This is a genomic window from Embleya sp. NPDC020886, assembly GCF_044333915.1.
Lineage (GTDB): Bacteria > Actinomycetota > Actinomycetes > Streptomycetales > Streptomycetaceae > Embleya.
The window spans coordinates 57,251-76,547 of the sequence record NZ_JBIRRX010000028.1 but is presented as its reverse complement, the minus strand read 5'-3'; the positions used below and the strand labels follow the sequence as shown (position 1 = coordinate 76,547).

Genomic DNA, 19,297 nt, shown 5'->3' with positions numbered 1-19,297 from the left:
CGCGGGTGTTGCTCGGCGGGAAAGGCGCTGGCAACGGCGGAGCGGGAGGGCGGCCCGGTCAGGTCCGCCGGGGAGCCTTCCCGAGTGGGTCGGGCGTTCACGGCCGGCGGTCGCGCCTTGGTCGGGTCGGGCGCGGGTGGCTTTGTGCTAAACGGTCGGCGTGGATCGGCGGAGATCAGCCCGGTCCCGGGGTCACCGGCGGCCGGGAGCCCTGGACTCCCCGGCGAGACGCGGGTGTTGCTCACCGGGAAAGGCGCCGGCAACGGCGGAGCGGGAGGGCGGTCCGGTCGGGTCCGCCGGGGAGCTTTCCCGAGTGGGTCGGGCGTTCACGGCCGGCGGTCGCGCCTTGGTGAGGTCGGGCGCGGGTGGCTTTGTGCTAAACGGTCGGCGTGGACCGGCGGAGATCAGCCCGGTCCCGGGGTCACAGGCGGCCGGGAGCCCTGGACTCCCCGGCGAGAGGTGGGTGTTGCTCACCGGGAAAGGCGCTGGCAACGGCGGAGCGGGAGGGCGGCCCGGTCAGGTCCGCCGGGGAGCCTTCCCGAGTGGGCCGGGCCGTTTCGGCGGGCGGTGGGTGGGCGGTGGCGGGAGAGGGGGAGAAGAGCGGGCCGGGGGGTGGGCGGTTCCGGTCGCCGGAGTGCGCGACCCGGCTCTCGGCACGCGCTCTCGCCGACCGCTCCCACAAAACCGCAGGTCAGCGGAGCCCCGGGGGCGGGGAGCCGTCTCGGGATCCGGATCGTGACCTTCGAAGCCTCGGGCTGCCTCTCGCCCAACCTCCCCACCCCCAAACGCCCGCCGAAACGGCCCGACCCACTCGGGAAGGCTCTTCGGTGAACATTGCCGGGCCGCCCACCCGACCGCCCCGACCCGAAACACCTGCCAAAAAGCACACTGTCCACGCGAAGTCGGCCACCGGGCTTCAAGAACCGGCCCTCTGCACGCGCTCTCGCCGGCCGACCCACAAAGCCGCAGGTCGGCGCAAATCGATGCGCCCGAAGTCGTCCCGCGATCCGGATGAAGACCTGCCCAGCGCACGCGGGCAGCCCTTCTCCCCGCGCACCCACCTCGAACGCCCGCCGAAACGGCCCGGCCCACTCGGAAAGGCTCCTCGGCGGACCTGACCGGGCCGCCCTCCCGCTCCGCCGTTGCCAGCGCCTTTCCCGCCGAGCAACACCCGTGTCTCGCCGGGGAATTCAGGGCTCCCGGCCGCCGGTGACCCCGGGACCGGGTCGATCTCCGCCGATCCACGCCGACCGTTTAGCACAAAGCCACCCGCGCCCGACCCGACCAAGACGCGACCGCCGGCCGGGTGAACGCCCGACCCACTCGGGAAGGCTCCCCGGCGGACTTCACCGGGCCGCCCTCTCGCTCCGCCGTTGCCAGCGCCTTTCCCGGTGAGCAACACCCACATCTCGCCGGGAAACCCAAGGCTCCCGGCCGCCGGTGACCGTGGGCCCGGGTCGATCTCCGCCGGTCCACGCCGACCGTTTAGCACAAAGCCACCCCGCCCGACCCGACCAAGACGCGACCGCCAGCTGCGCACGCCCGGCCCACTCGGGAAGGCTCCCCGGCGGACCCGACGAAAGCACCCTCCCGCTCCGCCGTTGCCAGCGCCTTTCCCGCCGAGCAACACCCACCTCTCGCCGGGAAACCCAAGGCTCCCGGCCGCCGGCGACCCCGGGACCGGGCCGATCTCCGCCGGTCCACGCCGACCGTTTAGCACAAAGCCACCCGCGCCCGACCCGACCAAGACGCGACCGCTGGCAACGAACGCCCGACCCACTCGGGAAGGCTCCCCGGCGGACCCGACGAAAACACCCTGACCTGCTTCCAGGCACTGTTGGACGCCGTTGGGAGCCTCGTTCGAAAGCTCGACGGGCCAGCGCCGAGCCCGTTCCTGCCGGCGGCGCCGGCATGCCTCCAGGACGGCGGCCTCGTTATCCGAGCTGCCGCCGGCGCCGAGGTGCTTGGCGGGGTGACCTACCTGAACCTGAACAGCATGGGCGGCCTGCCGTGCCCGTTGGCCTCCACATCACGCGGTAGTTCTCGCCCATTGGGTGATCACAACGGGTGCGGGCGACCCGGGCGTCGTAGGAGTGGGATGCCATTGCGCACTTGCGGCACTCTTGGGCCGGCCCGGCGACCCCGTCCACGACGTTGGTGAAAAGTATGTCGCGGTTCGTGAGGGCGCCTGGGGTGATGGATAGGGATTCCTCGACGGTCACCCGGACATGTGGTGCTTCGGGAGTTGGGCTGTGGCAGGCGTTGCCGACAACCGGCACCGATGGCTGCGAACACGACCGTGCCCGTGACAGGCCGAACGCGTGGGGTCGTGACACCGGTGAGCTGGAGGCCTCCGAAGACATGGCCGTCGGTGCCCCGCGTGTCTGTTGGATTGGCGACAGCACGAAGAACCGACCGGATGGCCTCGTATTTTGCCGAGTACCCGTCGCTCCGATCCGGGAATGCGCCGGGTGGGCCGTCCGGGCGCCATGGCCACACGGGGGCGGCCTCGGCAAGACCCCGGTTGCCGAGGCGCCGGTATGGCACCCCGACCTGCGTGGGGGCTTCATCCCGATTCGGTGGTGGCAGCCCGGCGGCCTGGGTCACGGCCCACGCGTAGGAACTTCCGTCGGAGAGGCCCGGGTTCCGACGCTCGGGCCGGGTTTTGGCTCACCTGTGTGTGGACTTCGCCTGCTCGTGTGAGGGCGAGGGGGCTGGGCTCGCCGCGACGTGCGCGGGGGCTTCGGTTGGTGGTTGGTGGGTTTTGCCGTCGGCTGGGTTGGGCCGGTTCCCGGGCCGGTGTTCTTGTCGGCTCATTCTCGGGGTGTGAGGTTGGTGACGAAGGTGCGGAAGGCGGTGCGGTAGGTGGTGGGGGTGGTGCCGGTTTGGCGTTGGAAGTGCCGGCGGAGGTTGGCGGGGGTGCCGAGGCCGGTGAGGGCGGCGATGCGTTCCACCGGGTCCTCGGTGCGTTCCAGGAGCCATTGGGCTCGTTGGATTCGGGCGCGCAGGAGGTATTGGAGGGGAGTGAGGCCGGTTTCGGCGTGGAAGCGGCGGGTGAGGTGGCGGGCGCCGAGGCCGGCGTGGGCGGCGATGTCGTCGAGGGTCAGCGGGTGGCGGAGGTTGGCCTCCATCCATGTGGTGGTGGGGGCGAGGCTGCTGCCGGGTGGGGTGTAGGCGGCGCAGGTCGTGGCGGGGGTCGTGGGGTCGTGGAGTTGTAGGAACAGCTGGCGTTCGGTTTCGATGGCCACGGCCATGCCGTGGTCCAGGGTGATCAGGTCGAGGCAGAGGTCGATGCCGCCGAGGACGCCCGCGGCGCTGTGGAAGGGGCCGTCCGCGACCACCGAACCCTCGGGGTCGACGTCGATCCGCGGGTGGAGCCGGGCCAGTTCCGCGGTGTTGCGGCGGCTGGTCGCGGCGCGCCGGCCGTCGAGCAGGCCGGTGGCCGCGAGGGTGAACGTGCCGGTGCCGACGGCGCCGATCCGGCAGCCACGCGCGGCGGCGGCGCGGAGGGCGGCGACGACGTCCGGTGGCGGTGGGTCCCGGAAACGCTCGTGTCCCGGCAGCAGCACCGTGTCCGTGTCGTCGAGATCGGCCAATCCGTCCAATCCCCAAGGGGTTTCGACCCGGAAGGAGGCGAGGCCGCCGGTCGCCTCGAAGCCCGGAGCGGTACAGATCCGCACGTCGTAGGCGACCGGAGGATGATGCCGGGCGGCGGTGCCGAACGCGAGGCCGGGTGCGGTGAGCTGGTGCCCGGGGACCCCGTCGAGAACGAGGACGGCAATCACTGGCATGACCGGAATCTAGCCGAGGAAGCCACTGGAACGGCCATTTCCGCGTGTGGCGCGGCGCGGAGGATGGCTGGGACGGGAACGGACACGGGGGCGTCCGGCCCTCGATGCCCGCCCCGAGCGCCCGCGCTCGCCGCCTGCTCGCGAAATCGATCGCTGCGGTCGGCGCGGCGATCGTGCTCGGTACCACGGCGACGGCCGGCAGCGCGGCGCACGGCGCCGACACCGCCGGTCTGCCGATCGTGCCGGACGGGATGGTGCGGATCGGCAGCCCGAACCGCACCGGCCCCGGCGGCACGGTCCGCAGAGTCGACAGGATTGTGATGCACCCGGGCCGCAAGCAGGACGGCCCCACCCGCACCCACACCCGTCCCTGCCCACCCCGGCGCCCCCTTCGCCCGCAACGCCCACGGCTACCGGCTCGGCCCGAGCGGACGTGACGCGAGTGGGCGGCACCGCCCCGACCCGACCCGGGTGTCCCAGGACCGACCCGACCCGGTGGCCCGGAACCGCTCGGCCTGCGTGTCCCGGGACCGCCCCGCCCGAGAGGCCCGACGCGACTGCGATCCGGCCCAGCGCACCCGGTGGCCCGGTGCAGAGCCCGCACCGGCTCGGCGCAAGCGAGCGCACGGCCGGTACCGGCACCACGCGCCACCGCACACCTCGATCCGGTCCCGTCGGACGCGGCGCGCCGATGCCGGCCGTCACCCAGTAGGGGATTCCGGCAAGGCGGTACTAGATTCCGGATATGGCAGTGATCGCCGTCCTCGCTCTCGACGGAGTCCCGGGGCATCAACTCACCACTCCCGGGCTGGTGTTCGGGGCCGCCTGCCGCGACCACCCGGGCTTGGCCTACGAGATCAGGATCTGCGCGGCTCGCGGTCTGCGGGCCACCGGCGCTCCGGCCGTGCTCCGGATCGACACGCCGTTCGATCTCGACGGCCTCGCGGACGCGGACATCGTCCTGGTTCCCGGCCACGACGGCCATCGCGACGAGCCGCCGCCCGGCGTCTCGGCCGCGCTGCGGGCGGCGGCGGCGCGCGGGAGCCGGATCGCCGCTGTCGGCACCGGGACGTTCACCCTCGCCGCGAGCGGACTTCTCGACGGGTGCCGCGCCACCACCGGATGGCGGTACCTGGAGGAACTGGCGGACCGGTATCCCGAGATCGAGGTGGACCCGCTCGGCACAGTGGTCGAGGACGGGCACTTCCTGACGGCTGCGGGCGTGTTCGGCGGCTTGGACCTCTGCCTGTACCTGCTGCGCAGCGACCACGGCCGCCGGGTGGCCGAGGAGACCGGCCGCGAACTGATCACGCCGCTGCACACGTATGCCGACGACGTCCGGGACACCATCGATCGGGAAGTCACCGAAAGTGTGGGCCTCGAACCCACCCTGCGCTGGGTGGAGGCCAATCTGCAGCACCCGCTGACCCCGGCCGCCATCGCGGACCACGCGCGAACCAGCGTCAGCAGCATCACCCGCCGCTTCCACGCCCACACCGGTCTCAGCCCGCTCCAGTACCTGCTCCGCGCCCGTCTCCACGAGGCCCGCCGCCTGTTGACCGAAACGGACGTCCCGGTCGAGCGCATCGCCGCCCGCACCGGATTCAACTCACCCGCCGCCCTGCGCCGACACTTCCGCGCCTTCACCGACACCACCCCCCGCGCCTACCGCCGAGCGCATCGCGGTTAGCGCCGACATCTCCGGCCTCCGGGCCGATGCCCTCCGGTGGCAATCAGTCGGAGGCATCGGCCCGGTTTCCCGCTCACCCGGCGCACCCGGCCACCCGCGTCGCCGGTCGCCCGCCCGCCCGGCCGCTGGATCAGGTGGCGATCGTGGCCACAGGTTCGAGGCCGTAGGTTCGGGCGTAGCCGTTTTCGGTGCCGACCAGGAGGTCGACGATCTCGAAGTAGCGGTCCCAGAACGGGGTTTCGCGCAGTGCGTCGATCAGGAGCTGGTAGGAGTGGTGGTCTTCGGCCTCCCACACCCAGACGTCGGTGACGCGCACGGAGTAGAACTCCGTGTCGTAGAAGCGTGACCGGACGCCGGTGGTCTTGGCCTCGATGGCGGGCAGGACCTGGGTGGTGAAGGCGTGCACGCGTTCCTCGACGGTCAGGGCGAGCCACTCGGGCGTGGTCTTGACCAGCATGAACGCGGTGACCGGCGGTTCGGTCGTGGCAGTGGACATCGGGGTGCCTCCAAGGTGGCGGGTGGTTCGGATGCGCCGGGCTCGGTGTTCCGGCGCCGGGTACGGGACTTCAGGACAGGACGGCGGGCTTGAGGTGCTGCGCGCACCACTGCTCGAAGCCGGTGGGGGAGGCGGTCTCCGGGGTGCGGGCCACGCCGGCGTCCAGGCCCTCGTCCTTGGCCCGCTTCATGTCGACGATGCCCTGCACGAATGCCTCGTTGAGGCCGTAGCCGACAAGGGTGGTGTACATCTCGTCGAGCGGCTGACGTTCGTAGCGCACGGGGCGGCCGAACTGTTCGGTCATGATCCGGGCCAGGTCGTTGGGAGACAGGTCCTGCGGCCCGAGGACCGGGACGCTGCCGGTGCCGGTCCACGAGCGGTCCAGCAGCAGGCCGGCCGCGGCGGCCGCGATGTCGGCGACGGCGACGAGGGGGGCCTTGCGGTCGGCGTCGACGGAGTCGGTGAAGAAGCCGTTCTCGCGGATCGAGTCGGCCTCCTCCAGGAAGTTCTCGAAGAAGGACGGGCAGGCCAGGGCTCGGTAGGCGACGCCGCTGTCGGCGATCAGGTCGTCCATGGCGAGGGAGGTGGTGACCACGCCGGCCCGGTCGGCGAGCGGGGTGCCGCGGCCGAGTGCGGACACGCCGACGACGTGGCCGACGCGGTGGGCGGCGAGCGCCTCGACGGCGGGGCGGCTGAAACCGAGGTAGGCGTCCTGCGGGGTCAGGGCGGCGTCCGGGGGGACGAGCCAGAAGACGGCGTCCGCGCCCTCGAAGGCCCGGTCGAGGACCTCGGCGTTCGAGTGCGACCCGGTGACCACGTCGACGCGTCCGCGCGCCGCGTCCGGAAGCCGGGCCGGATCGCGCACGATCACGCGCAGTTCCTCGCCCGCGGCGGGGGCGGATTCCAGGAGCCGGGCGAGCAGGTGACGGCCGATGTTCCCGGTGGGAGCAGTGATGACGATCATGAAAACCTCATGGGTCGTGCCGATTGGGTACGTCCCCGATCCTGCTCGGGGTCTGCGTACTGCCACAATGGGAACTTCGGCACGGAATCATTGACTGAAATGGAATAATGCTGGTGAGCAGCCCGGATCCGGTCATCGACGCCAACCTCGCCATCGCGCTCGAGGCCCTGCTGACCGAGCACAGCGTCACTCGTGCCGCGGCGCGTCTGCACACCTCGCCCGCCGCGATGAGCCGCAATCTCGCCCGCCTGCGCCGCATCCTCCAGGACCCCCTGCTGGTCCGGGCCGGCCAGACCATGGTCCCCACTCCACGCGCCCAGGCCCTGCGCGAGGAGGCCGTCTCCGTGGTCCGCAGCCTCGGCGCCTTGCTGAGCCCCGGTGCCAGCGTCGACCCCGCCGGTCTGCGCAGCACCTTCACCATCCAGGCCGCCGACCTGGTCGGCGCGGCACTGGCCCCCGGACTGTTGCAACTGGCCCGGCGGGAGGCGCCGGGGGTCTCGTTCCGGATCCGGGCCGAGGAGTTCGAGGCCGGACCCGCCCTGCGCGACGGCCGGATCGACCTGGAGATCGGATCCATCGACCACGTCGACCCCGAAACCCGGGTCGAAGAACTGGTCGACCTCCGCATGGTGGCCGCCGTCCGGCCCGGCCATCCGCTCACCGAAGGCACGCTGACCCCGGCCCGGCTCGCCGCCGCCCAACACGTCTCGGTCAGCCGTCGCGGCCGGTTCACCGGCCCCCTCGACACCGCCCTGGCCGAGCACAACCTCCAGCGGCGGGTCAGCGTCGTTCTGCCCAGCCATCTGGCCGCGATGACCCTCGCCGCCCGCAGCGACATCGTCTGCCTCGTACCCGCCGCACTCCCCGGCGCCGCCCCCTCGCCCCTCACCCACGATGCCGGGGCACTCGGACTGCACCTCCTGGAGATCCCCCTGGCACTGCCGCCCGTGACCATCGGGATGGCCTGGCACCCGCGGCACACGGCCGACGGAGCCCACCGTTGGCTCCGCGACACCGTGCGCCGGACCCTGTGCGCACCGACGGAAGCCTCCGGGTGAGGATCTCGCCGGCGTCGGCTCAGGCGTCGGGGATGTCCAGTGCCGTGCCGTACAGGCGGGTGACGGCCAGTCGGATCACCACCCGGCGCTCCGCGACGGCGCCCGCGAGGAACGTCGCCTCGTCGGCCGGCCGGAACTCGGCCGGGACCATGGCCAGCAACTCGCGGCCCGTGGCGTCGCCGGGGATCGTGGTCGGCTCGGTGACCTCGGCGTCCCCCTCGGCCACCGCGAACGACCAGACGTTGCCGCCGGACACGTGCAGCGCGGCGTTGGCGTTGCGCCGGACGTGGTGCGGCTTGGCGCGGTCGGCGGTGGTGGAGAAGCGGATCACCCGGGCGGCCGGATCCCACGCGAAGAGCATGTTGGACAGGTGCGGCCGACCGTCCCGCTTGATCGTCGCGAGCGTGCCGATGCGTTCGCGGGCCAGGATCTCCAGCACCTCGCCCTCGGTGAGCGGTCGGGGCGGGGGACCGGCGGGGGCCTCCTCGGCGGGGCCGGCGGGCTCCGCGGGATCGACCGGAGTCGTTGCGGCATCGGTCGGCGCGGCTTCGTCACGGGGCGTTTCGTCGCGGGGCGTTTCGTCGGTGTTCATGGTGTCTCGTTCTCGCCTTCGTGGGTGCCTCGTTGTTCGCTGGGTCGATTCTTTGTGACCATGGCGGTTCGCGTAAGGAGGCACCTTGACGTTCCGCAGTAACACCGATGTACCCGTCCAGGTCGGCGGCGTTCCGGCCGGCCCGAATGTTGCCGAGGGCGACGGGGAGCGGGAGCCCGACGCCGATTCGGGACGCGTCACGTGGGCGAACGCGTGTCAGGTGGTCGGCACGCTCGACCACGTCGCGGGCAAGTGGAGCATCGGCATCCTGGTGTCGGTCGCCGAGGGCCCGATCCGGTTCACCGAGTTGGAACGCGCGGTACCCGGGATCAGCCGACGAGTGCTCACCCTCAACCTGCGCCGGCTGGAGCGTGACGGGCTGTTGACGCGCACCGTGTATCCGACCGTGCCGCCGAAGGTCGAGTACACGCTCACCGACGTGGCGCGCGAGTTGACCGCGTCGCTCACCGGCCTGGTCCGTTGGGCCGAGCGACACGGCCCGACCATCGAGGCGGCTCGGCAGGTGTACGACCGGGAGCAGGCTGGGCAGGAGTAGCAGGGTCGATGGGCGGGCGTACCGGACATCGAGCGGACGAGCGCAACGAAACGAGGGGTTGTTCGATGAACAGCGCGGAGCTACTGGTCGACGCGTTCGGCCGGGTGCGCGAGGTGGTGCACGAGGCGGTCGAGGGGCTGACCCCCGCACAACTGGCCGAGCGACTCGACGACGACGCCAACTCGATCGCCTGGCTGATCTGGCATCTGGCCCGGGTCCAGGACGACCACGTGTCGGACGTCGCGGCGCTGGAGCAGGTGTGGACGGCGCAGGACTGGCACGGCCGCTTCGAACTGCCCTTCCCGGTCCGGGCGATCGGATACGGGCAGGACGCCGAGGCGGTGGGCGCGGTCCGGGTCGACTCGGCGGCGCTGCTCACCGACTACTACGACGCGGTCCACGAGCAGACCATCGCCTTCGTCCGCGAACTGTCGGCCGCCGACCTGGATCGGGTGGTCGACGAGAACTGGACGCCGGCGGTCACCCTGGGCGCACGGCTGGTCAGTGTGATCGCCGACGACCTGCAACACGCGGGGCAGGCGGCGTTCATCCGGGGCATCCTGCTGCGTCGGTAGCCGCCGGCCCGCTTCGGTTGCCTGTTCCCGGCTCTCTGCCGCCTGTCCCGGTTGTCCGCTTCCCGCTCCCCGGCCCAAGCCCCGCCCCCGCTCCGCGCTCCATCGTTTCCTGTGCCACCGTTTCGTGTTCCGCCGGTGAAAGGACGCCCTCCTCCATGAGCCCCGAATCCGCCTCGCACTCTCCGCTGGCACACGGCCCGGAGTCCCCGGCCGCCGCCCTGTTCGATGCCGTCGGCGCCGCGTACGAGACCGCGTTCGCGGACTTGCCCGAGCAACTGGCCGCGCTGGACTGGCTGATCGCCGAACTCCGGCCCGGCTCGAAGGTGCTCGACATCGGGTCCGGCACCGGCCGGCCGACCGCCGAAAGGCTGGTCGCGGCCGGTCATCGGGTCACCGGGATCGACGTTTCGGCAACCATGGTCGAGCTGGCTCGGGAACGGGTGGCGGGCGCCACGTTCGAGCAGTTGGACGTACGCGATCTGCTCGACGACGACGGCGTGTGGGACGCGGTGTGCGCGTTCTTCCCGTTCCTTCAGCTGCCCAGGGCCGATCTGGACGCCCAACTGGACCGGCTCGGCGCGCGCCTGGCGCCGGGCGGCCTGCTCGCGTTCGCGACGGTGCCGGCCGAGGCGGACGGCGTGGAGATCGAATGGTTGGGCCACCGGGCCCGGGTGACCAGCCACAGCACCGAGGAACTGCTCGTGCGGCTGCGCGCGGCGGGCCTGGAGATCGTCCACCACGGCGTCAGCGTGTTCCAGCCGAACCACCCGGCTGCGGGCCCCGAGGAGCAACTCTTCGTACACGCACGCAAGTCCGTGACGGGCTGAGCACGCGGGCCGGCCAAGGAGCCCTCCGGGCGACCGGTCCGGGCGGGCCGGCCGCTCGTGTCCGGTGCGGCCTCGGTAACGTGGTCCGCGAAGCGGAATGCCGTACTCGTCCGGCCCCGCGTGCCTTGTCCGTTCCCTTCGTCTCGTTCGGGATCCTGTGATGACCATGACCGAACACGACGATCCCGACGACGGCGAGCGCGCCGACGGTGCCGCCCGATCGGGCCGGCTCGCGCCGCCCGAGTGGCTCACCCTGACGCTGCGGGCCAACCCCGGTCCGGTGCCGAAGGCGGCCGCGGTGCGCGCGGCGATCGGTATCGCGACGCCGCTCGCGGTCGGGGTGGCGATCGGGGACAGCGCCTCCGGCGCGTTGGTGGCCATCGGCGCGCTCGGCGCGGTGTTCGGGGACACCGCCGACGCCTACCGGCTGCGGGTGCTCAACATCGCCGTACCGCAGATCGTCGGCGCGATCGGACTCGCGCTCGGCAGTTGGCAGTTCGGCCACGGTTGGTCGGCCGTCGCGCTGTTGACGGTGGTCGCCCTGGTCGCCGGGATGATCAGCACGATCGGCGCGGTGGCCTCCGCGTCCGGCCTGAACCTGTTGTTGATGGCGGTGATCGGGGCGGGCCTGCCGATGCCCTCGCCGTGGTGGCGGGCGCCGATGCTGACCCTGCTGGGTGCCGGGTTCGTACTGCTGCTCGCGCTGCTCGCGTGGCCCGCGCGTTCGCGCATTCCGGAGCGGGTCGCGGTGGCCGACGCGTACGACGCGACCGCGGACCTGCTGGCCTCGGCCGGTACCGCCGAGTGGGAGACGGCTCGGGCCGAGGTGACGCTGACCCTCAACCACGCGTACGACCTGCTGCTCGGCCGGCGGGCGGTGGCGCCGGGGCGCAGTCGCGGTATGTCCCGCCTGGTGGCGCTGTTGAACTCGGTCGGCCCGCTGGTCGAGGCGGCCACCGCGGTGCAGGCCGAGGACCGGTCGGTGGGCGAGCGCGATGTGGCCGCGGTGCGCGAGATCGCGGCGGCGGTACGCGGGGGCACGGTGCCGGCCGACGTGCCGGCGCCGGCCGCCGCGACCGACCCGGCCGACCGCGCGGTCGTCGCCGCGATCGCGCACGCGCGGGAGACGCTCGCCGGTGCCTATCGCACCCCCGATCGCATCGGCCGGCCCGGCGCGTTGCCCGAGCGGGTGGCCGCCGGCGCGCGCAACCTGCTGGTGTCGGCGGAGTCCTGGCGGTACGGGCTGCGGTTGACGTTGTGCATCGGGGTGGCACAGGCACTGGTGTCCGTAGTGGACGTACCACGCTCGTACTGGGTGCCGTTGACCGTCACCTTCGTGCTCAAGCCCGACTTCGGCTCGGTCTTCTCCCGGGCGTTGTTGCGTGCCTTGGGTACGGCGGCGGGGTTGGTGGTCGCGGGGGTGATCCTGGAGTTCGTGCCGCGTGGGTGGTGGGAGGTGCCGGTCGTGGTCGTGCTCGCGGCGGCGCTGCCGATACTCTCCCGGCGCGGCTACGGCTATCAGACCGCGGTGATCACACCGCTGATCCTGATCCTGTCCGACCTGCTCGGGCACCAGGGCGTCGGGCTGCTCGCGCCGCGCCTGGTGGACAGCCTGATCGGCTGCGCGATCGTGTTGGTCGCGGGATATGTGTTGTGGCCGGAGAGTTGGCACACCCGGGTGGGGGCCCGGTTGGCCACCGCGATCGAGGACACCGCGCAATACATCGAGTGCGCGTTCGACGAGCGGACCGATCAGGCCGCGCGGGCCCGGACCCGGCGGCGGATCTATCGCGATCTGTCCGATGTCCGCACCGAGTTCCAGCGCGCGTTGGGCGAGCCGCCGCCGGCCGGCGCCCGGGCCGCGGCGTGGTGGCCGCTGATCGTCGCGGTCGAGCGGGTGATCGACACCGGCACGGCGGCGGCGGTACGCACCGCGCACGGCGCGCCGCCGCCCTCGCCGGAGGCGGCCGCGCACATGGCCGCCGAACTGCGCGTCCTGGCGGCCTCGATGCGGACCGGCGAGCCGCCCGCCCGGTCGGCGGAGCCGGCCGAGGACCCGGTCGACGCGCTGACCGACGTGCGTCGGGAGGTGCGGTCGGCGCGGACGATGCTGGACGGGCCGGCGGGCGCGGAGGACGCGAGCCGGTCCTGACCCGGCCGATTCGGCGCGACCGACGCGCGGTTGCCGGGCGACGCGGCATCCACGCTCGGTAAAATTCGTCAACTTGTGGTTGACGAACCTTGATCGTCAACCTACGGTTGACGCATGGAGAATCCTGTGCGCATGACGAATCCGGTTCGGCTCGACGACCTCATCGAGACCATCAAGAAGACCCATTCCGACGCTCTCCACCAACTGTCCGACGCGGTGATCGTCTCGGACCACCTCGGCGAACTCGCCGACCACCTGATCGGCCACTTCGTGGACCAGGCGCGCCGGTCGGGGGCGTCCTGGAAGGACATCGGCACCAGCATGGGCGTGACCAAGCAGGCCGCGCAGAAGCGCTTCGTCGCCAAGCCGTTCGGCGAGGCGGACCTCGACCCCGGGCAGGGCTTCGGTCGCTTCACCGACCGGGCCCGCAACGTGGTGATGACGGCGCAGAACGAGGCCCGCGCCGTGGGCAACCCGGAGATCGGGCCGGCGCACCTGGCGCTGGGGTTGCTGGGGGAGCCCGAGGGCCTGGCGGTACGGGCGATCGTCGCCCAGGGGGTGACCCCGGAAGCCGTGCGCGAGGCGGTGCTCGGCGTGCTGCCGCCGCCGATCGACACGGTGCCCGAGCTGATTCCGTACGACCAGTCGGCGCGCAAGGTCCTGGAGCTCACCTTCCGCGAGGCGCTGCGGCTCGGCCACAACTACGTGGGCACCGAGCACATCCTGCTCGCGCTCCTGGAGTCGGAGGACGGCGCGGGTGTGCTCTCCGGCCTGGGAATCGACAAGACCGGCACCGACGAGTACGTCGTCGCCACACTCGCCACCATGTTCGCGGAGCGACACAAGCAACAATCCTGACCCACCCACGCCCGACCGGTCGCCCGGGACGACCGCGGACCACCCACCGCGAGCCCTCGCGGCGGCGCGCGGTGCCCTCGGCCTCGGACGCGTTCGAGCTCAGACGCGTTCGAGCGCGCGGTGTGGTGGTGCGGGGAGTTCGACCCGGATCCGGTCGCCCGGGCGGAGCTCGCCGCCGGTTCGGACGATGCCCATGATGCCCGCTTTGCGCACCACGTTGCCCGCCGCGTCGCGCCCGACGACGGCCTTCAACAGGCCGTCCCGGAAGGCGTTGATCTGCGGGCACGGGTTGCGCAGGCCGGTCACCTCGACCACCGCTTCCGCGCCCAGGTGCAGCAGCGTCCCGGTGGGCAGGCCGAGCAGGTCGATGCCGCGGGTGGTGACGTTCTCGCCCAACTCGCCCGCCGCGACGGTGAAGCCGGCTGCGGCCAACTCCTCGTGCAACTCGGCGTGGATCAGGTGCACCTGGCGCAGGTTGGGTCGGGTGGGATCGACCGCGACGCGCGAGCGGTGTTGCACGGTCACCCCGAGATGGGCGTCACCCTCGACGCCGAGTCCGGCCAGCAGCCGGATGGTGCCCTGGTTCGGTTTCGTGAACAGATGCTCCGAGCTCCGACTCACCGCCGTCACCGTACCGTGCACAACCACTCACACCCCTCGGTATCCATTCGATACTCACTATCCTATGACACGCGCGCGAACCCCCGCCGCTGCTCCTCCTCGTCGACCGATTCGAGGAAGCGGCGCAGGTCCGCGAGCGGCAGTTCACCGTCGCCGAACAGCACGCGGGTCGGCCTTGGTTCCTCGTCGAAGACCTCGGCGATCACCAGCGTGTGCAACGTGGGTCGGATTGCGGCGAGTTCGAGCGACCACGCCCGATGCGGCAGGACGTATCCCGTCTGGAACCCGTAGTGCCGTTCCTCGGTCGGCTCGGTTGCCCACGGTCCGTCCCGCACGCTCTCCTCGCGCTCGACCACGTCCAGGAAGCGGCGCAGCAGTGGCAGCGGCAACTCGCCCCTGCTCAGCAGTACGTGGGTCGCCCGGGTCGGATCCTCGTCGTGCACGAGCGCGGTGATCAGGTGTCGGCGGTCCGGGATGCGGCCTGCGTAGAGCTCGACCGACCAGGCGTCGTCGGGAAGCGCGTACATCAGGATGTGCTCGTACACCAGGTCGTCGTGGTCCCACTGCTCGATCGGCATGCGGAAATCCTCGCAGGGGCGGGCAAGCGCGTTCTTGAGGACGGGAGCGCGCGCAGGGATGTGCGCGGGCCCGCGACCGGCTCCCTGCACGGGCGGCTCGGGGTCCGCAGGGCCTCCAGTAGGTTGGGTGGGTCGGGTGAATGGTTTCGGAGCGTGAGGAGGGTGGAGCGGGTGCCCAAGGCCAGGCTGACGTCGGTGCGCTCCAAGCAGCCCGTGACGCGGGCGCGGATCGTGCGGACGGCGACCGCGTTGACCGCCGAGGTGGGGCTGGAGGGCTGGACGATCCGGAGCCTGGCCACCGCGCTCGACTCGTGGCCGCAGGTGCTCTATCACCATGTCGGTGATCGGGACGCGGTCGCGCACGCGGTCGTGCAGGAGGTGGTGGCGCGTTTCCCGGTGCCCGACCCGGAGTTGCCGTGGCGGCCCTGGTTCCGCGAACTGTTGTTGGCCGCCCGGCCGATCCTGCGTGCCCATCCCGGCGTCGCGCGTCGACTCGCGCTGCGTGGGCCCGATGTGCCGGCCGCGTTGCCGATCATCGACCACGGCATCGCGCTGCTGGCCCGGAGCGGGTTGGGCATCGAGGCGATGGCCGCCTATCACGTGTTGTTCGCCGGGGCGATGTCGCCGATCGTGATCGAGGACGACCGGGCCGCCGCCGGTGTCTTCGCGATGGACACGGGCGCGCTCTCCGAGCAACTGGCCGCCGGCGGCGAGGGATTGCGCACCTTCGCCGACACGCTCGCGCACCTGCGCGAGGGCCCCGACCAGCGCGAGGCGTACGCCCTGCACATCTACACATACAGCCTCGATCGCAGCCTCGACGGTATCGCCGCCCGGATCGAGGCGCTGGCCGCCGGCGCCGAACCGGTGGCCCCCTTCGCCGGCTGACGTACGGAACGGACGACGGTGCGCGGGGAGCCGGGGGAAGTGGGCTCCGACGGCCCTTTTGCGCAACGCCGATTCGGCCGAAGGGCGGGTCGCGCGATAGGCATGGGTCCGTCCGCGCTTCGCCGACCGGTTCACGATCGCGGACGGGAATTCCCCGTGGGACCGGGGGCCGACGATGCGTCCGTGGAGGATTGCGATGCGTGTGCACAACTCTCGTGAACTGACCCAACTGCCGTACGCCCACCGGCTCGTGGCTTTCGAGGGCGAACTCGAACGGGACGGCGACCACGAGTTCGCACACTTCGACGGCGACGCGTTCGTGGAGTCGGTGGCCGGCGGGTCCGCCTTCACGTCGTCGGCGTTCTCGTCGGTGACGTTCACCGGGGGCCGGTATCGGCGCGCCCGGTTCGACGACGTGTGGCTGCACAGCGTGCGTGTCGTGGGAAGCGACCTGGTGGACACCTCGTGGATGGACGCCGAGTTCGCCGCGAGCGTGCTGGCCGGGATCGAGGCGTTCGGCGCGACGATGCGACGAGTGGTCTTCCACCACTGCAAGTTCGACTCGGTCAACCTGCGCAAGACCAGGCTCCGCGAGGTCTCCTTCGTGGACTGCCTGCTGCGTGACGTGGACCTCGCCGGCGCGACGCTGACCGACGTGACCTTCCCGGGCTCGACCCTGGAGCGGATCCGGCTCGACAACGCGCAACTGAGCAGGGTCGACCTCCGCGACGCGGGCGCCCTGGACATCGCCTCGGGCATCGACGCCCTGCGCGGCGCGACCATCGATTCCGCCCAACTCCTGGACCTGGCCCCGGCCCTGGCCCAGTTGCTCGGCCTGATCGTCAAGGACCGCTGACCCCCGACCGCCGACCGCGCACCTCACCACCGCACGCCGGGCGGTCGCCGCCGTGCGGTGATTTCGGCGTACCCCTGGCGTGGATGCTTAGGTGAGGCTAACCTACTTGATCACTGATCAAATATCGGAGCCGAGCGGAACGTGCCCACGGTCGGCGACTCGCTCGGCAACGACCCGGGCACACCCGGTAGCAGGTCGTCCATCCCCGACGCGTGAGGTCGTTCGTCCACATGGCCAAGCCCATATCCCCCCTCCCGTCGCCCGCCGACGCGACGCCGTCGGACCCGGCAGCGCCCGGCTCCGCGCCCGGAGGCCGCTGGCCGACCGTCCTGGTCAGCGGCGCCGGCATCCTGATGACCCTCGACGTGACCATCGTCAACGTCGCGCTGCCCGACATCGCCGACGATCTCGGCGCACGTCTGGGCGGCCTGCAATGGGTGGTCAGCGCCTACACGTTGGCCTTCGCCGCGCTGCTGCTCGCGGCCGGTTCGGTGTCCGACCGGATCGGTCGGCGCCGGGTGTTCGGCGCGGGCGTCGCACTGTTCACCCTCGCCTCGGCGGCGTGTGCGATCGCGCCGAACGTCGGCCTGCTCGTCACCTTCCGCGGTGTGCAGGGCGTCGGCGCGGCGATGGTGATGGCCACCTCGTTGGCGCTGTTGGCGTCCGCCTACGCGGGTGCCGCCCGACAGACCGCGATCGGCGTCTACTCGGGCCTGAGCGGCGCCGCCGCGGCGCTGGGTCCACTGGTCGGCGGCGCGCTGGTGGACGGGCTCGGCTGGCGGTGGATCTTCCTGATCAACCTCCCGGTGGGCGCCCTGGTCGTGCTCGGGGCCCGGTTCCGGTTGCCGGACGACGCCACCGCCTCGGCCGGTCGCGGCCGGATCGACCTGGCCGGTGTACTGCTCGCGATCACCGGCCTGTTCGCGCTCAACTACGCGGTGCTCAGGGCGCCCGAACAGGGTTGGACGGACACGATCGTGCTCGGCACGCTCATCGGCGGGGCGGTCCTGGTGATCGCGTTCGTCGTGGTGGAGATGCTCCGGCCGCGGATCGCGCTGCTGGACCTGCGGCTGTTTCGCATCCCGTCGTTCAGCGGGGCCATCCTGGCCTCCCTGTTCGCCCGGATCACCTCGTTCGGGCTGTTGCCCTTCCTGATCCTGTGGTTGCAGGGCATGCTCGGCAACTCGCCGTTCCAGACCGGCGTGAAGATGTTGGCGCTCACCGGGCCGATCCTGCTGATCGCGCCGCTGAGCGGACTGGTGCTGCGGGTGCTGACGCCGGGGCAGGCGATCGGTCTGGGCTTCGCGGTGGCCGGCGTCGGCGTGTTGACCATGACCCGGGTGGACGCGGACAGTTCGTGGACGGTCATGTTGCCCGGCTTCGTGCTGCTGGGCATCTCCGGGGGATTGAGCTTCCCGCCGCTGATGGGCGTGGCGGTGGGCGTGGTGCCGGCCGAGCGGGCCGGGATGGCGTCCGGGGCGACCAACATGTTCTTCCCCCTGGGTACGTCGATCGGGATCGCGGCCGGCGGCGCGTTGTTGACCGCGCGGGTCGGCGACGACCTGGGCGGTGACGTGTTGGCGCGCGGCGGGGTGCCGCCGGAGGCCGTCGATCAGGTCCGGGACGGCGTGGTCTCCGGCCGGTTCGCGCCGCTGGCCGAGCATCCGGCCGCGCTGGCCGATGCCCGGGAGGCGTTCACCTCGGGGTTGGCGCAGGTGTGCCTGCTGATGTCCGTACTGGCGTTCGTGGCGGCCGTGTTGTGTACATGGCTGATCCGGGACGGCGACCGGCACGAGGCGGCGGAGGCCACGACGCGCTAGCCGCCGGGAGTTGCTTCACCCACCCGGGCGGCCCTCGGCGCGTTCGTACCCGGGGGCGGCGGGTGTCGACGATGATTGTCGTCGGCGGCCCCGGCCGCCTCGCGGGCGGCGCGACCTGTGAGGATGTGCGCTTGTGGGGGAGTCGACAGTGGGCGAGACGCACGAGCCGGAACGCACGTACGCCGAGGGGGACCCGGCGGCCGACTTCGGCCTGCCGCTGCACCCGCGCGGGCTCGTCGACCTGCGCGGACGCGAGCGCGGGCCCGCCGTGTTGGGCTATCCCAGCGGTGCCGTCGTGGTGGTCTCCGGCCTGCCCGGCAGCGGCAAGAGCACGCTGATCGACCGCTGGTCCCGCTCGGCGACGGTGGTCGACCCGCGCACGGCGCACGTCGAGTATCAGGCGCGGATGCCGCGCTGGTTGCCGTACGCGGTGTATCGCCCGTGGGTGCGGCTGCAACACGTGCGGCGGCTGCGCGCGCACGTGCGCGACGGGGGACCGGTGCTGGTGCACGACTGCGGCAGTCGGCCGTGGATGCGCCGGTGGCTGGCCCGATCCGCCGGTCGGCAGCGGCGCGAACTGCACCTGGTGCTGCTCGCGGTGGATCCGGCCGACGCGCTGGCGGGCCAGGAGAAGCGCGGGCGCTGGGTGCCCGGACGGGTCTTCGACCGACACCGGCGCGGCCTCGCCCAGTTGTTGTTGGCGCTGTCCGTACAGGGCGGCGCGGTGGTGCCGGAGGCGGCCTCGGTCGTCCTGCTCGACCGCACCCTGCGCGAACACGTGGTCGCCCTGGAGTTCGGCCCGGGTCGGTCCCCGCGTCCGCTGCCCCAGCCGCTGCCGGAGCCCACCGAGCCGCCCCCGATCCTGCCCACCGGCACCGCCCGAGTGCTCCCCCGTCGCGATCCGCGCACCCCCGAACCCACGCCCTGACGCTTTCCTTCCCCGCCCCGCTCGTCGACGTCGGGCGGTCCACCCTT

The 19,297-nt window shown here is 72.1% G+C and carries 18 protein-coding genes; 12 read left to right on the top strand and 6 right to left on the bottom strand.

Features of this window, described 5'->3' with window-relative positions:
• Positions 1-2,813: 2,813 nt before the first annotated feature.
• Positions 2,814-3,791 (bottom strand): GlxA family transcriptional regulator, encoded by a 978-nt coding sequence (locus ACH4U8_RS44900; RefSeq protein WP_395784429.1) that lies wholly within the window; start codon positions 3,789-3,791, stop codon positions 2,814-2,816.
• A gap of 104 nt (positions 3,792-3,895) precedes the next feature.
• On the opposite strand from ACH4U8_RS44900, the gene ACH4U8_RS44895 reads away from it, so the two are divergent.
• Together ACH4U8_RS44895 and ACH4U8_RS44890 are read left to right on the top strand one after the other, a co-directional pair.
• Positions 3,896-4,228, top strand: a complete 333-nt coding sequence (locus ACH4U8_RS44895) for a hypothetical protein (protein ID WP_379990183.1) — start codon at positions 3,896-3,898, stop codon at positions 4,226-4,228.
• A gap of 308 nt (positions 4,229-4,536) precedes the next feature.
• Positions 4,537-5,481: a GlxA family transcriptional regulator gene (locus ACH4U8_RS44890; protein WP_395784427.1), complete on the top strand. Its 945-nt coding sequence runs from the start codon at positions 4,537-4,539 to the stop codon at positions 5,479-5,481.
• 130 nt (positions 5,482-5,611) lie between these two features.
• On the opposite strand, the gene ACH4U8_RS44885 is transcribed toward ACH4U8_RS44890, so the two are convergent.
• Both ACH4U8_RS44885 and ACH4U8_RS44880 read right to left on the bottom strand, forming a co-directional pair.
• Positions 5,612-5,977 (bottom strand): darcynin family protein, encoded by a 366-nt coding sequence (locus tag ACH4U8_RS44885; RefSeq protein ID WP_379990185.1) that lies wholly within the window; start codon positions 5,975-5,977, stop codon positions 5,612-5,614.
• Positions 5,978-6,047: 70 nt separating this feature from the next.
• On the bottom strand, positions 6,048-6,941 hold the full coding sequence (locus ACH4U8_RS44880) for an NAD(P)H-binding protein (RefSeq protein ID WP_395784425.1): 894 nt from the start codon (positions 6,939-6,941) through the stop codon (positions 6,048-6,050).
• Positions 6,942-7,048: 107 nt separating this feature from the next.
• On the opposite strand from ACH4U8_RS44880, the gene ACH4U8_RS44875 reads away from it, so the two are divergent.
• On the top strand, positions 7,049-7,999 hold the full coding sequence (locus ACH4U8_RS44875) for a LysR family transcriptional regulator (protein ID WP_395784423.1): 951 nt from the start codon (positions 7,049-7,051) through the stop codon (positions 7,997-7,999).
• Positions 8,000-8,018: 19 nt separating this feature from the next.
• On the opposite strand, the gene ACH4U8_RS44870 is transcribed toward ACH4U8_RS44875, so the two are convergent.
• Positions 8,019-8,591 (bottom strand): TIGR03618 family F420-dependent PPOX class oxidoreductase, encoded by a 573-nt coding sequence (locus tag ACH4U8_RS44870; RefSeq protein ID WP_395784422.1) that lies wholly within the window; start codon positions 8,589-8,591, stop codon positions 8,019-8,021.
• A 220-nt stretch (positions 8,592-8,811) separates the two neighbouring features.
• Between ACH4U8_RS44870 and ACH4U8_RS44865 the strand changes: the two genes are divergently transcribed.
• The 5 genes from ACH4U8_RS44865 (at position 8,812) to ACH4U8_RS44845 (ending at position 13,559) form a co-directional block, all read left to right on the top strand.
• Positions 8,812-9,147, top strand: coding sequence for a helix-turn-helix domain-containing protein (locus tag ACH4U8_RS44865; protein ID WP_360321919.1), 336 nt, complete (start codon positions 8,812-8,814; stop codon positions 9,145-9,147).
• Between the two features lie 65 nt (positions 9,148-9,212).
• Positions 9,213-9,722 carry a DUF664 domain-containing protein gene (locus ACH4U8_RS44860; protein ID WP_360321897.1) on the top strand — a complete coding sequence of 170 codons (510 nt, stop codon included), beginning with the start codon at positions 9,213-9,215 and terminating at the stop codon, positions 9,720-9,722.
• A 155-nt stretch (positions 9,723-9,877) separates the two neighbouring features.
• Positions 9,878-10,549, top strand: a complete 672-nt coding sequence (locus ACH4U8_RS44855; protein ID WP_395784420.1) for a class I SAM-dependent DNA methyltransferase — start codon at positions 9,878-9,880, stop codon at positions 10,547-10,549.
• A gap of 160 nt (positions 10,550-10,709) precedes the next feature.
• Positions 10,710-12,701 (top strand): FUSC family protein, encoded by a 1,992-nt coding sequence (locus ACH4U8_RS44850; protein WP_395784418.1) that lies wholly within the window; start codon positions 10,710-10,712, stop codon positions 12,699-12,701.
• Between the two features lie 114 nt (positions 12,702-12,815).
• Complete coding sequence (locus ACH4U8_RS44845) at positions 12,816-13,559, top strand: Clp protease N-terminal domain-containing protein (protein ID WP_360321888.1); 744 nt, start codon at positions 12,816-12,818, stop codon at positions 13,557-13,559.
• Between the two features lie 99 nt (positions 13,560-13,658).
• On the opposite strand, the gene ACH4U8_RS44840 is transcribed toward ACH4U8_RS44845, so the two are convergent.
• Positions 13,659-14,189, bottom strand: coding sequence for an MOSC domain-containing protein (locus tag ACH4U8_RS44840; RefSeq protein WP_379990197.1), 531 nt, complete (start codon positions 14,187-14,189; stop codon positions 13,659-13,661).
• 53 nt (positions 14,190-14,242) lie between these two features.
• On the bottom strand, positions 14,243-14,758 hold the full coding sequence (locus ACH4U8_RS44835) for a hypothetical protein (protein WP_395784416.1): 516 nt from the start codon (positions 14,756-14,758) through the stop codon (positions 14,243-14,245).
• A gap of 153 nt (positions 14,759-14,911) precedes the next feature.
• On the opposite strand from ACH4U8_RS44835, the gene ACH4U8_RS44830 reads away from it, so the two are divergent.
• From ACH4U8_RS44830 to ACH4U8_RS44815, 4 genes are all read left to right on the top strand, one after another.
• On the top strand, positions 14,912-15,646 hold the full coding sequence (locus ACH4U8_RS44830; protein ID WP_395784414.1) for a TetR/AcrR family transcriptional regulator: 735 nt from the start codon (positions 14,912-14,914) through the stop codon (positions 15,644-15,646).
• 196 nt (positions 15,647-15,842) lie between these two features.
• A complete protein-coding gene (locus tag ACH4U8_RS44825; protein ID WP_360321879.1) occupies positions 15,843-16,502 on the top strand; it encodes a pentapeptide repeat-containing protein in 660 nt (219 codons plus the stop codon).
• A 230-nt stretch (positions 16,503-16,732) separates the two neighbouring features.
• The gene (locus tag ACH4U8_RS44820; RefSeq protein ID WP_395784412.1) at positions 16,733-18,322 is read left to right on the top strand and encodes an MFS transporter; all 1,590 of its coding nucleotides are present in this window, start codon (positions 16,733-16,735) and stop codon (positions 18,320-18,322) included.
• Between the two features lie 148 nt (positions 18,323-18,470).
• Complete coding sequence (locus tag ACH4U8_RS44815) at positions 18,471-19,250, top strand: AAA family ATPase (protein WP_360321873.1); 780 nt, start codon at positions 18,471-18,473, stop codon at positions 19,248-19,250.
• Positions 19,251-19,297 lie beyond the last annotated feature (47 nt).